Annotated in this window: 11 protein-coding genes and 1 tRNA gene; 8 read left to right on the forward strand and 4 right to left on the reverse strand. The window is 38.4% G+C overall.

Translation table 11 applies throughout. The features are described 5' to 3' along the window. Nucleotides 1-313 precede the first annotated feature (313 nt). From SAE01_RS22600 to SAE01_RS24620, 5 genes are all read left to right on the forward strand, one after another. Nucleotides 314-850 carry an RNA polymerase sigma factor gene (locus SAE01_RS22600; protein WP_147206109.1) on the forward strand — a complete coding sequence of 179 codons (537 nt, stop codon included), beginning with the start codon at nt 314-316 and terminating at the stop codon, nt 848-850. 197 nt (nt 851-1,047) lie between these two features. Then, nucleotides 1,048-1,470: a hypothetical protein gene (locus SAE01_RS22605; protein WP_147206110.1), complete on the forward strand. Its 423-nt coding sequence runs from the start codon at nt 1,048-1,050 to the stop codon at nt 1,468-1,470. A gap of 1,220 nt (nt 1,471-2,690) precedes the next feature. Then, nucleotides 2,691-3,338 carry a hypothetical protein gene (locus SAE01_RS22610; RefSeq protein WP_147206111.1) on the forward strand — a complete coding sequence of 216 codons (648 nt, stop codon included), beginning with the start codon at nt 2,691-2,693 and terminating at the stop codon, nt 3,336-3,338. Nucleotides 3,339-3,527: 189 nt separating this feature from the next. After that, nucleotides 3,528-5,939, forward strand: coding sequence for a DEAD/DEAH box helicase family protein (locus tag SAE01_RS22615; protein WP_147206112.1), 2,412 nt, complete (start codon nt 3,528-3,530; stop codon nt 5,937-5,939). Between the two features lie 84 nt (nt 5,940-6,023). Next, nucleotides 6,024-6,093 (forward strand) — tRNA-OTHER (locus SAE01_RS24620). Between the two features lie 307 nt (nt 6,094-6,400). On the opposite strand, the gene SAE01_RS22620 is transcribed toward SAE01_RS24620, so the two are convergent. Together SAE01_RS22620 and SAE01_RS22625 are read right to left on the reverse strand one after the other, a co-directional pair. Beyond that, nucleotides 6,401-6,817 (reverse strand): sensor histidine kinase, encoded by a 417-nt coding sequence (locus tag SAE01_RS22620; protein WP_262713391.1) that lies wholly within the window; start codon nt 6,815-6,817, stop codon nt 6,401-6,403. Beyond that, the gene (locus SAE01_RS22625) at nt 6,769-7,503 is read right to left on the reverse strand and encodes a PAS domain-containing protein (RefSeq protein WP_147206114.1); all 735 of its coding nucleotides are present in this window, start codon (nt 7,501-7,503) and stop codon (nt 6,769-6,771) included. The genes SAE01_RS22620 and SAE01_RS22625 overlap by 49 nt, the downstream gene beginning before the upstream one ends. A 238-nt stretch (nt 7,504-7,741) precedes the next feature. Between SAE01_RS22625 and SAE01_RS22630 the strand changes: the two genes are divergently transcribed. From SAE01_RS22630 to SAE01_RS22640, 3 genes are all read left to right on the forward strand, one after another. Next, the gene (locus tag SAE01_RS22630; RefSeq protein ID WP_147206115.1) at nt 7,742-8,614 is read left to right on the forward strand and encodes a cyanophycinase; all 873 of its coding nucleotides are present in this window, start codon (nt 7,742-7,744) and stop codon (nt 8,612-8,614) included. Between the two features lie 386 nt (nt 8,615-9,000). Then, the gene (locus SAE01_RS22635; RefSeq protein ID WP_147206116.1) at nt 9,001-11,529 is read left to right on the forward strand and encodes a PAS domain S-box protein; all 2,529 of its coding nucleotides are present in this window, start codon (nt 9,001-9,003) and stop codon (nt 11,527-11,529) included. Continuing rightward, nucleotides 11,526-11,768: a sensor histidine kinase gene (locus tag SAE01_RS22640; protein WP_170234251.1), complete on the forward strand. Its 243-nt coding sequence runs from the start codon at nt 11,526-11,528 to the stop codon at nt 11,766-11,768. The genes SAE01_RS22635 and SAE01_RS22640 overlap by 4 nt, the downstream gene beginning before the upstream one ends. A gap of 161 nt (nt 11,769-11,929) precedes the next feature. Here SAE01_RS22640 and SAE01_RS22645 read toward each other — a convergent pair whose 3' ends face one another. Both SAE01_RS22645 and SAE01_RS22650 read right to left on the reverse strand, forming a co-directional pair. Next, on the reverse strand, nt 11,930-12,349 hold the full coding sequence (locus SAE01_RS22645) for a response regulator (protein WP_147206118.1): 420 nt from the start codon (nt 12,347-12,349) through the stop codon (nt 11,930-11,932). 75 nt (nt 12,350-12,424) lie between these two features. Then, nucleotides 12,425-13,480 (reverse strand): chemotaxis protein CheB, encoded by a 1,056-nt coding sequence (locus SAE01_RS22650; RefSeq protein ID WP_147206119.1) that lies wholly within the window; start codon nt 13,478-13,480, stop codon nt 12,425-12,427. Between the last annotated feature and the right edge of the window lie 505 nt (nt 13,481-13,985).

A 13,985-nucleotide genomic window follows, 5' to 3' on the forward strand; every position in this document is an offset into this window, starting at 1 on the left:
TCGCAGCTGTGTCATATTCACCATCAAAGAGCTGAGATAACAGTTTTACCAAACGAAAAGCTAGTTTTAAACACTTGTTGTATTCTTTTTAAAGAACAGCTGAACCTACTGGCATTAAAAGATGGAAAGGAGATTTATTTGGAAGAATTATAAAGACTTCTCTACCTCTTAATAGATTTGCTGTATTAGTGATCAGTCAATAATGCAAATTAAAAAGATTAAAGGCTCTATTAAAGGTTAGCCATTTTTTTATCTCTATATCTTCCCAATTTGAAATTTCATACGTGGCTGCGGTAGCTGCTAAAATATTATTATGACAAAGGATAGAATAAGTGAGACACTGATGATCAGAAAGTGTATTAGCGCAGATAGAAGGAGTCAGAAAATGCTTTATGATAAGTTTTTTTTTAAAATGCGCTATATATGCTTGCGATTTACAAAAAATGATGTTGACATCGAAGACATTTTACAGGATGGTTTTGCCAGGTTATTTACTAACCTGCACAAATACAGAGGAGATGGATCTTTTGAAGGCTGGGTAAGAAGGATTTTTACAAATGTCTCCATTGAGCATGTCAAGCGCAAAAAGGTTCACATTGTGGATTTTGAAGGATTGGAAAATTTATTGGTAGCAAAGCACTTCAATGTACTTGAAACACTGTATGCCAAGGATTTATTAAAGGCCTCTCATACCATAAGTCCAGGATGTAAAACCGTTTTCAACTTATATGCAGTGGGTGGTTTAACACATCAGGAAATAGGCAGAAAATTGGGAATAACGGAGAGCACAAGTAAATCGCAGTACACAAGGGCAAAGGTAAAACTGAGAGATATCATTCGCAGCAGATAGGGGTTAACGTTCTCTTTATTTGAAGTTTTTTATCTCTTTTTAACTCTCGAATTATCGAATAGAAAATGCTTTAAAGCGACTTGCTGGTGCAGAGGTGATGCTGAGAACTTAGAAATATTTGATAGTCTTGTAATAGCAGAAACCGCACTTTCACTGAATATCCATTTTATCACTGCTCTCCGGGACATAGTTAGAACGTGCCCCTCCTTCAAAAAGTAGCTGATAATCGTTTATTACACCTACTGAATTGGCTAGGTACCTTAAAGAGATATATAATAATACTGTCGCCCAACACAGAACTCAAAAGCAAACTGCTTAAGGATATTACAAAGCAACTAGAGGCTAACTATAGCAAGCAGGTTGAAAACTTAGACACAAACCTACAGAATCTGCAGAAGGCAAATGAGAGGGATGTAAATGTGCTGAACCAGCAGCTACTAGCTGCTAAAGAAGTGAAGCAGGGTTATACAAACCAGATACAGGATTTACAGAAGCAGATTGAAAGGGCAGGCAGGATAAGCACGGCTATTTTTTTTAATTATAGCAGCATTGGTAATAGGATGGCTAGTGGGAAGACTTATAGGTCTCTAACGCTGGTTATATCTATATCCTTTAAGTAAGGCTCAAGCTGACTAGTATCACAGAACGAACGCACACTCTCAATCTCATTATCATCATAATAAACCTCCACATAGAAAGAGTAAAGCTGATAAAGAGCTACCCTTAAATTACCAACAGCTCTTTCACCCACAAATGCTCCTTCTGACCATAAAAGTGATTTCCTTTCATCCTCAGACAGTTCATTATATTGATACAGTGTGATCATAGTACTATTCTAAAAATAGCATTTTATCTCTCCTCTGCCTAGATAATTCTCTTAAGGCTTACGATTATTGTCTCTGTTATGATTACACATTTGTTGACTAGAAAATAAAAAACCGCTACTTTCGTAACGGTTTTGTTTACTCAGTCACTTTTAAAGCTTGTAGATCGCGCCAACGATATTTACAACATGCTCTAAAATGATTGTGAGACTTAAGATTAGGCTTATCCACTCCGGAAGGCCTTTTTTGTGTCTAGGGGGCTTTTGTTTGTCCATAATTAACCGTTTGGTTTATCATAGAGGTCAAAGCTTTTAAGGCACTACGCAAAGCAAGCAAATAAATAGTTACCGTGCAAAGTTACTCTGCTAGATAGGTAGCAATGTGAATAAGATTGTGTACAGGCGTTACCTACTAGAAGTATTAAAGAGGAGGATGCAAAATTGAGACTCATAGTGTATTTTGATACAGAGATAGTTTCCCATGGCCCGCAGAATATTTACAGCAGTATCGAAAATATTATTTTAAATGAATATTCCTAATAACCATCATTTCGTACCCGAAGTCTATTTAAAACAATTTTCTAACTCTCAAAAGCTGCGTATAGTGGAAACATTCTTACAAAATTCATGAACCAAAGACAGATACGTTAAGTGGAAAGGTGTTGCGTTAACTCTTCCTGTTTTATATTTTGTTTCTAAGAATTGAAGGTACATTTTTGATTTTCGAACGCTTAATAGGTTTTTTAGATTTTAGATTTTTACTTTAAGTACTTTCTAATGTTTATAATGATTATTTGAGTTAACGTATCAAAGGGCAGCTTAGGCTGTCCTTTTTTAATATGTACAACAGTCCTCTACTAATTGAATTTCCCCCGATTCTTATATTGGAGCAACCTTCAGCTTCACAACTCATACTTTGTCATGATAGCAAAATTCACGCTATATAAAGTGCTTTTAGGTGAAGTAGTCATGAATTTGTTATCTTAAGACCCAACAACTCATCTCAACATGCAGCTCGTGGATTTATATGTACTTGTCAGAAAGGAAGCAGAATTAAAGTTTGATAGAGTTTTAAGACTCTGTAAATCTGAGATACAAAAGAAGTTCATAGGCTACTTCTACTACTTCTTTCTTAAGAATGATTTTGATCTTCACCTGCTGAGTATTGAGTGGAAAGAGTTTGAAAACACTGGTGACGCTTATAGACCGGTCTACTACCTAGAAAACGATGACGGATTAGCTATAAGAGCTTCTAATGATGCAGTGCAGGTTATTAATCCATTTACAGGAGACTTTGAATTATTAATAGGATTTACAGTTAAAGTTGGCGATGTTGCTTATGAGATTATCCCTAACTACTATCTATTTAACAGGACCCATTCATGCAGCCTTGAAGTTGGTATTATTATGAAGGTGCCAAAGACTGGAAATGTTTTGGGTCGATTTGCAATAATATTCAATGAAAAAAACACTCCAGCCTCTCCAAAATTAACCCCCGAGGCAAACATCCTCTTAAATCAAAATGATTTTGTTACTATTGAATTTTCTGCTAATGAAATCGACACAATTTCTGATAAAACTATCGTTGAGCTAGAGAACGCCATGTATAAGGTGATATTTGGAAAAGAAAGTGAGTATTACAGATTTAAGAGTGAGGAGGTATAGAAAGAGTAATATTAAAGCGCTAGATATAAGTTGTATTTTTTAGTGTAAAAGTGTATACAGTATAATCCTTACAATGCTTACATTCCAATACGAACCCCTATAAGAAGTTGGTTATGAAACAGAAGCGTTAGCACAAGCAAAAAAGTGTTTATTTTTAGTGTAAAGCACTTCATCCATAATCACTATCTTTTGGAAGAGATTAAATTCACAAAGCCTGCCTTCAAAGTCAGACAACAGAACATAGACTACTTTGAGTTGAAGGAGGAATATTTCCCTAAGAATGACTTTGTATTTTCAAGAGAGATGCTTTCGTTAGGAAAGATTGAAGAATACATTGAGCAGGTAAAGCACTTAGGAACTCTTGATTTACAGAAGGAAGAAACTGTAGTATTTAACTTCCAAGTGGGCAAAGGGAAAACTACCTTGAACTACAAGTTGATTAAGGACTATTATGACTCAGGTTACTACGTAATCGTATGCAGTCCTTTCATAAAGTTGGTTTTTAAAGACGACAAGTGGGTAACTGATAGTTTTCCGTTGGTAGAAATAGAATTACCTGAACACATTAAAAAAGTTACTAAGTCAGGAAAGCTCTTTCTCCATTCTGGTTTAAATAAAGTATTTCGAGCTACGTTTTCAGGAAGCACCTCCCTTGAGGAAAAAAAGGAAACTGCTAAGACAATACCTTATAAGGTTCGGGTTCACATTATGACCATTAATACTCTCTTAGCTAATTCAGGGGATGACGCAGGGGAGCAAAGTTTCGTGAAAAAATTATATTTAAGCCATCTTCTTAAAGCAACAGAACACAAAAAGGTAGTTTTATTCCTTGATGAAATTCATGAGGGGGTAAAAAACTTTAGGTCGCTACTAATACCAAACTTGCTGAGATGGAAAGGCAGCATAAAGAAGGTATTTATATCAAGTGCAACCTTTACACCAGCAACAATACCAGTAATCAAGGCAGCGTCATTGTTAACGAAGAAAGAAATTAAAGTATATGAATTAGCAAGAACAAAGAATGATATACAAGCTAAAATTCACTTACACGTCTTTAATAGCGCCTATAACTCTACGAGCAAAAAGCTTATGAATGCAGTAGACAGCATAATACAAAATTATAAATCAAAGGACCTTCCTCTTAGCATTATAACAGGAACCAAAGGATTAGCAAAAAATATTGCAGTAAACAGTTATGGCAAAAATGTGATAGACAAGCCTCACAAAACTGATCCATCTTTGTCATTAGAAGCTATAAATCTCTGCACTACAGATACTCAAGTCTTATACCAGCAAGATCAAAATAACATTGGAACCACCTTCAAAACTGGTATTAATATAGATAAGGCCGATCATGTCTTGTTTATTATCATACCTGCTATAAAAAAAGAAATCAAGTACAGACATTATGGTACCTTTTCTGATGGAATACCTTCAATCGTGCAAGCGTTTGGTAGATTAAGAAATGGAGGAGATATACATGTATTTATTCACGAGCCTGTAGAGTTGCTTGGTAACTCAAGGAGCTATCCAAAATTATTTCATAGCAAAGATTTTATTGAACATAGAAAAGTAAATAGTCACTATGATGCAGTTATTAAAAAGTACACAGGAAAAGTAAGTGAAATTGCTGCTTTCGTTGCGGACATGGAAACAGATATAAAGAAACCTCCGTCAACTGCAATATTAAAAGACAAAGAAGAATTTGGCTTCTGGTATCATAATCAACATGAATATTTACTACTCCATAGTAAGGCTGTCGCACTAAATCATAAAAATCCATCTTTTGGTAGCTTCCTTTCACCTTACATACTGTGGGCTTGTTTACATGACCAATTTGCTAATGCAACTCTAAACACTATTACTTACTATGACTATAGAAAGACGGTTATCATTAATGCAGCCAATGCAACAAAGACGTTCTTTCAGATAATAAGTAAATGGCAATCTGAAATCAAAACGCAGGGTTTTAGAGCCTCCTTAGAAGAATTGACACAATACATTGGCCAGGAAAAGAATGTGTCAGGAGAAATTGAAACTATAACGTATGAAGTAGGAGTTAAGAAGTGGAGTGCTGCAAGTTTAATTAACAAAGAACCTAATTTAACTAAGGCAGCAATTGAGGCTCTGTATGAGGTATATTCAGGAAAACACTACTCGTTAAAAGATAAGGCACATTATTTAAATAGTGGCATCTCAGCAAGTACAATGGAGGATGATACAGATTTATTGAAAGCATACAAGGAGTTAGGAGAACTTCAACTTGATTTTGAAATATGGTTCATAAGTGAAATGATACCACATAAGGGAGGATTTTATGTAAGGCATGATTTGCAGCAGGATTTAGAGGATGACTTAGTAGCAAAAATCACAACTGCTGTAGATGATTTAAAGACGCTTGATTACGTGTTACAAAACAAGGGAATAAGCTTCCTACAGCATTTAGGCAAAGACAGCAAAAGTGATAAAAAGTCCATCTACAACGAGTTTCGAGACTTGTCCTTCAAGGTGTCATCCAAGCCAACACAAATACAGGGTAAAAAGCATTTTAAGGTGGAACTAATCACAGTGCACACTCCAGAGATCCTGTTGTTTCAGTAAAATCTATGGAAATACTAGCTTTGATAAAATAAAAAAACACCAATTTAAACACCCAAAAGTGTATAAGCGAAAGAATAAGTAAAAAAAGGTGTACAATGAGCTGATTTTCAAGCTGCTTTGGGAGCAGGAGGTCGCAAGTTCGAATCTTGCCGCCCCGACTTATCAAGGGCTTAGAACTTATAGTTCTGGGCCCTTTTTTTATTTGCACATACTTTGCACTAAGAACAGGCATTTGATACTATATTTTTCAATAATGACTCAAATAGCTCTACTACCATTTGTGCTTTTGCCTCTCTTTAGTCAGCTACTTAATACTGCCAACCGGGCCTCTTATAACTAATTAATTATGCTATTACAAAATATTAGGTTATAGGTTTCCGAGGTTCGCACGACTAAAGTTTGTTTTCATTTTTAAGTATGCAGAAGTTTCTGCTTTATCCTTTGAAGCTTCAAATCCTCAACTAATTATCTTTAGATATTTCAATATAAAAAGTAGTACCAATACCTTCTGTACTTTCAAACCAAATCTGCCCGTTATGCCATTCAACAATTGTTTTAATAATTGACATTCCCAAACCAACGCTGGGTTCTCCGTGAATGCCTTGCCTTCCTGCTTTGGTAAATTTATCAAACAAAAAAGGCTGTAAATGGGCAGGTATACCTATGCCGGTATCCTGTACTTTTATCAAAATATTGTCGTTTTTGTCTTCAACGCTAATCCGGATATTACCAGAATCAGGAGTAAACTTTAAGGCATTTGATAACAGGTTAGTAATGACCTGCATAAACTTATTGTCATCAATAGTAACAAATAATGTTTCTGAACACGTTACAAATTCAAACAGTTGCGGTGGTTTAGATATCGGTGACTTCTGCAACTATCAATAACATTATTTATTCTTTCCACAAGATCTACTCGTTGCTTTACCAGGCTCGCTTCGCTTGAATTTAAAAACTCATCATTAATGAGATCACGTATCATGGTGACACCCTTTTTGCAGTTTCTCTTAATCGTATCAACCAGTTCCATTACTGACTCATCGCTACTGATCTTAGTTTCTTCTGAAAGCATTAATGATGACATTTCGATGTTTCCTAACGGACCCAACAGATCGTGCGAAAGTATATGTAGAATAGAATTTTTCTTATCTGAAAACTTATGAAGGGTATCGTTGTAATCTTTATCTGCGGTAATATCCTCAGCGACGCCCACAATAATTTCTTTATTGCTTTTTTCAGAAGCGTACGCCTTCAGTCGTATCCATTTTTGCTGTTGTTCGGGGGGGAGTAGTATACGAAACTCAAGTTTTTGATTTTGCCTGTCACTTTTAATCTTAGTAAAAGAATCTTTAACAAGCTCCCTGTCGTCAGGATGGATGGTATCAAAAAGCAGCGATAGGTTACAACCGATAAATTCGCGCGAGACATTCCAAACTTTCTCAAAAGCTGCATTTAAATAGAGCACTTTGTCTATTTGCAAATGAAACGCAAAGAGAACCTCGTCAGTGAGTTCGGGAAGTTCATGCAAGGGAAAACCTGAAGGAAAGGGTATTGTATTATCCATAAAAGCGACTTTTTTTAAGCTGATTCCAGTCAACTTTTATTTGCACAATTAGCAAGTATAACAGAAGAGGAGTGATTAAAGGTAAACCATTAATCTGGTAATGATACAATTAATCTTAATATGAAAAATCTTATAGCCTTGGTATACAAGATAACAATCAATAGTAGATGCGACAGAGCCGTAGGTGCAGGTGGTGCAATAATTGTAAATAATATCTAATATAATCAAATCATAAGCAATGGCAGAAGACAATAAAAGTGCGTGTCCGGTACCGGCAGGTACGTTATTAATTATTGGCGGAGCGGAAAACAAAGGTGAGCAGAAAGCAAAAAAGAAACAAACGCCCAGTGATTTCGAACGTCTGCAGGTTTTAAAGTCCTTTATCCACTTAACAGGCAAAGAAGATCCGCAGGTTGAAGTGATTACAAGTGCAAGTACCGAGGGCGATGAATCGTTTGAGGATTATCGAAAAGCATTTGAGGAGTGTAACATATTTAAGGTTGGGCACATTCATCATACGCACCGCCAGGACGTTTTAGATGACGAGGCGCTTGTTGAAAGAATGGAAAAAACAGATGGGATATTCTTTGCCGGCGGAGACCAGTTGAAATATACCTACCTGTATGGGGGTACTCGCTTTCTAACAGCTTTAAAACATCGTTATATCAACGACAAGATTGTAATAGCAGGCACAAGTGCCGGAGCTATGTCAATGTCAACACCGATGATTTACGCAGGAAACGATGAAGTGCAGGAATTGGGGGGAATGATAAAAATAACGACAGGTCTTGAATTTTTAAAGGACGTGTGCATAGATACTCACTTTGTGCAACGGGGAAGGTTCGTTCGCATGGCGCAAGTGGTCGCTACAAACCCCACTTGTATAGGGATGGGTATTGAAGAAGATACCGCAATGATCGTTCGTAATGGGTTGGATGCAGAAGTTGTAGGTACGGGAACGATCATCATTATTGAGGGATTTCATGTTTCTGAAGTTAGTATAGATGAATTTACGAGTGATAAACCTGTAACCATCCGAAATTTAAGAACACATATTTTGTCTGATGGAGATAAATTTACTATTGCTCAGAATAACCCGCCGCATGTTTAAATCAGCTTTCTATATTTTGTTTTTTTAGTCATCACTAATACTTTAAGCAGCTCCGGTTGTGCCATGGGGAACGAATAGCATCTTGTTGGCCCGCATTCGAGAGTAAGTTTTAATGGCAACTTAATCAAGCGGTCCATATAAGCTCTCACGCGCCTTTTTTGCAAAATCTGGCTATTATAATCTTGGTCGTTTAGTTATTAAAAAAACCGAAGAGGCAGATATCGAGGTCATTCAATTATAGGTTGTTTTAATTATTATTAAGGCATTAGTTTTCGCAAGTATCCGATAAAAGGGCAACGAATTTTTAAAAGAGTCTAATTTCTAAAAAGCGTCGTATAGCCTGGAAAGTACTGGATCAAAAAATTTCAACATAAAGAAGAATTACTATGGAACTAGACCCCTCTGTGGATCCCGTTGACAAGCTGAAGCGTAAATCGGAAGAATACTTGCGCTTGATGCTTGAGAGTGCAAGGGACTACGCAATCTTTACTCTCGATAAACATCGTCGTGTAGCAAGCTGGAATGAGGGGGCTGAAGTAATGATGGGCTATTTGGAGCAGGAGATGATCGGGCAGTCAGGGGATATCATTTTTACGCCTGGCGACCTGGATAACAATGCTCCAGTATCTGAAGCGCAGATAGCAGACAAAGAGGGTCGTGCGATAAATGACCGATGGCATATTCGCAAGGACGGTTCCCGTTTTTGGGGTTCAGGTTCTTTAAGTCCCCTTCGCGATGCTGAGGGGAGATTGCTGGGCTTCGTAAAGATCATGCGCGACCTTACAGAAAGAAGGCGGCTGGAGGAAACGAAATTCTTCCTTGCTTCAATTGTTGAGACATTGGGGGATTCTATTGTTACGATTGATTTAGACAGGATAATTACCAGTTGGAATAAAGCAGCCGAAAATCTATACGGCTACTCGGCATCCGAAGCAATTGGCAAGAATTTGACCATGCTGACCCTTGACCAGGATCTTATGCTGATTGTGGACAAAATTGATAAGATTGAACAGAGCAGGCAAGTGGGGGTTTTTGAGACAGTCAGAGTAAAAAAAGACGGACGGCGCATAAATTTGGAAATAGTAATGTCCCCAGTCTTGAACGCTTCAGGAGAAGTTATTGGCATTTCAACTATTGCCCGCGACATTACTGATCGTAAGTGCCGCGAGGCAAACCTTGCTTTTCTGGCAGAGATAAACGTGGAATTTGCCCCGTTGCTAACAGTTGATCAGCTAATGAGGCGTGCTGGCGAACGGCTCGCTAATTATCTCAAACTATCCAGGTGCAGCTTTGCGAGTGTTAATGAGGACGTCAACAGCATAGAGGTCGTCTACGAGTGGCGACGTGACGAACATTGGCCGGCTTTGCTCGGCGTGCATGCTATTTCTGAGATCCTTACGGAAGCAGGAAGGCAGCATTTTAGCCAAGGCAAGATTGCAGTGATCAATGTCCCAGAAAATAGTCCGCTGATAAATACGGCAATTTTCGGCAAGCGCTCTGGCTTTGGTTCAATTGTAGGTATGCCTCAGCACCAGGATGGAAGGTGGAGCTTTCTGCTCACCGTCGCCCGTTCAGAAATTAGGGAGTGGCGTGAAGATGAAGTGGATCTTGTAAGGGAAGTTACTTCAAGGGTTTTCAGTCGTATTGAGAGAGCTCGTGCTGAGAATAGGTTACGGCAGTCAGAAGAAAGGTTACGGACTCTTACAAACGCCATACCCCAGCTTGTCTGGACCAATGATGGTAAAGGCAGGGCGAATTACTTTAACAAGCGCTGGTTCGAATACACCGGGCTTACATACGAGCAGTCTGAAGGGCTGGGCTGGCAGAAAATAGTAGAGCCAACCGATGCAGCTAGTTCCACAGAAAAATGGAAAAAGGCGTTAGCCGAAGGCAAAATATTTGAAGCAGAGTACCGTTTACGAAACGCAAGGGGTGAACACCGTTGGTTTATTGGGCGTAACGTGCCTTTGAAAGACGATGCAGGAAATGTACTTGGCTGGTTTGGTACGGCAACAGACATTCAGACTTTGAAAGAAGCAGAGGAGGCAGCGAAAAATGCTGCAGATCATTTGCAACTAGCCCTTGTGGCAGGAAAACTGGGTACCTATGAATATGAATTTAAAACCGGGAAATATTCGTGTACGGCCCAACACAAAGCTCATTTTGGCTATACTGAAAACGAACCTGTTTCCCTTGAAAGCTTAAAGGAGCGGATTGTCCCAGACGATCGGGCATACATGGATGCGTCATTCGACAGAGCACTGGATAGAGATTCTGTTTATTCCACTGAATACCGCACCCAAAAGCCTAATGGTGATATTAGGTGGATTAGATCAGTAGGAAGGTTTGTGTACAACGAGAATGGGGAACCGCAAAAAATGGTAGGTATCACTTTGGATATTACGGAGGAGAAAATGTTTACAGAAAAACTGAGCAAACTGGTAAAAGAAAAAACTGTGGAGTTGCAGCGTTCAAACGAAGACCTTCAGCAATTTGCGCACGTTGCCAGCCATGACTTGAAAGAACCTGTAAGAAAAATCAAGACCTTTAATAACCGGATAATAGAGGATTTTTCCTACATCCTGCCGGAAAAAGCGCAGACCTATTTAAATAGAATAAGTGTTGCAACGGACAGGATGTTTTCAATGATTGAAGGGGTGTTAAATTATTCTAAACTCGGTAATTCCAAACAGCTGTTTGAACCACTTGATCTAAATAAGATACTGCAAAATATTGAACTGGATCTTGAACTGCTGATAAGCAAAAAAAACGCTTCTATCGTAGTAACAGAATTGCCTACTATAACAGCTAGTGAAATTCTAATGTACCAACTCTTTTACAATTTGATCCTCAATTCGCTCAAGTTCTCTAAAGCCGAAGAGCCTCACGCATCAATATTACCTGTGGTTATTTGAAACAAGATCAAAAGGACTTTGTAAAAATTAATCTTTCCGATAATGGTATTGGCTTTCCACAGGAATATGCTGCCTCTATCTTTGACTCATTTACAAGACTTAACCCTGCAGACGTATATGAGGGAACGGGACTCGGCCTCGCATTGTGTAAAAAAATTGTAGAAAGACATAACGGCTCTATCTCAGCTCAAGGGGAACCTGGGGAAGGAGCTGTATTTACGATATTATTACCCCTTTAAAACCTGTCGATTAAACCGAAAACAACCATGATTCGCGGGAGCATTTTATTAATAGATGATGAACCATCGTACAACGATCAGGCAATGCTTAATCAGGATAAAGAACACCTCTATCCAAAAATTAATTTATTATCTACGCAAGTGCGCTACAAGGAAAAGGGTTACGTATTGTTTATGTGTTTACACAGTTCCCAATACTCAAATATTCTCACCATCAGTTGTTCTACATATGCTAATTCGCCTGGCTTTTCAAAATAGCCCTGCACATTCAATTTGTGCGCTGTACGAATTGCCTCAGCACTGGTATCTGTAGAAATAAAAACAAATGGAATTCCCTTGTCTTTCAACTGCTCATCATTGTTTATAGTCTCTTTTAGTTCCAGCCCGTTCATCCCCGGCAAGTTTACCTCAGCAAGAATGATAAACGGTTTTTCGGTTGTAGTGTACAGATAATCCAAAGCACTCAGACCATTTTCAAAAAATCTTATCTCATTATGAACGTCTATTGTTTTAATAACGTTCGCATAAAACTGCCTTGATTTGTCGTCCGCATCTATAATTATTATAGGGCCTTCGTTCATTACTGTTTTACGTTAGTTAGCAAAAACATCTACTCATCAACAACGGAAGCTGAAGCTGTAAGATGCTTACCTATATTATTTATGTTTCTTGTTCAAACGGCTATCTTCGCTAAACTGCTCATGCTGAAGAACAAGATCATGAATGGTACGGGCACGATCTGCTGCATGTTTTGCTTTTTCGATATAAAGCTTAGAATCCTCATTCTTATGCAGCTCCTTATAATGATCCGAAATGTTATTCATTAACATATTCACTTCTTCAAGAGCCCGCATACATTGCCATAACCTCGCTTCCACAGTTTCGGTTACTTCCGACGCTAATGAACTTGCTGTATACGCATGGCCAGTATGACATCTAAAACGTATCATATCAGCTTCCTTCAGGCGTACCAATGTGCCAGCACATTCCGGGCACGTAAAAGGTCTAAGCTCTCCCATTTCCATTATGCCCATTTCGAAAGCATTGTCTCTCGTAGCAATAATAACCTCCGACTTCAGCCTACTCAGTTCCTCTTTCGACAACTTATTTTTATTGTGCGGCAACTCTTTTATAAGGCCTGCAATTAAAGGCCCCATATCAGTTGCATCTACGATATAGTCGGGTGTAACATATTGCAGCACATTTTTAGGTAACTGCGGTTGTTCAGCATCTTCAGGTTTCTGAATAATGGTTATTCCACCCTGTTGTTGAATTGTCCAAAGCCCAGATGCTCCGTCATCTAATAAACCTGATAAGATAACCCCTATAACCCTTGATCCATACACGTAAGCCGCTGACCGAAACAAGGCATCAATGGCAGGGCGGAAGCGATTTTCTTTAGGTCCTCTTTTTACGACAACCTTGCCTTCCTGTAAAAGCATATGATGATCGTTTGGCGCTACATAGATCTTTCCAGGTTCAATTTCTTCTCCATCAAGCGGGAGCACTGCCTCAATATTACAAGCCTTTTCAAGTATCCAAGGCAACCGGGTTTCGGAGTAGGAGGGTATATGTAAAACAATGAAAATAGAGCCTTTAAAGTCTTTCGGAAGACTTTTCACAAACTGCTTTAAAGCCTCTACACCCCCCGCCGAAGCTCCTACCACAACAATATCCCTTGCTTTCCCCTTGCTTTTGCTGAAATTGAACATAGCTTACCCTTATTATTTGTCTGCATTTTATATCTATTCACCACAAATTTTATTCCCCATAATAAGCAGAACACAGTTAGCTTACCTTGTTTGGGTAAGCTCATGAAAGCCAAAGACGAGCGGATTCTTTTTCAAGCGTATCGGCAGTGAAATCGGGAATGAAAGGATTAGCTAAAAATTGAAAACAAGAGTTGAGTATATTGAATATTTGCCTGCAGCAGATGAGCACTTTATAGTGAATGCTGCAGCGAAATGACAGCAAAACAGCAGGAAGTGAGCTTTGATCCTTTTGGAGACGCTTTTACCAAAATCATAAAAACCAAATCAGCCTGGGTTAGTTAAAGACGTAGTATAACCGGGGACGAAAGAGAGCATCAACGAGGGATGCGTAATTAATTTGCGAAAAACTACAAACAAAAGAAGTATGGATCTACGATTACCTTATCAACATCCACCACACTCTTAAGGCGGCCCTTTGAAGCTTTTGGAGGAGATTTTCGAGAAT

Source organism: Segetibacter aerophilus (genome assembly GCF_007991655.1).
Lineage (GTDB): Bacteria > Bacteroidota > Bacteroidia > Chitinophagales > Chitinophagaceae > Segetibacter > Segetibacter aerophilus.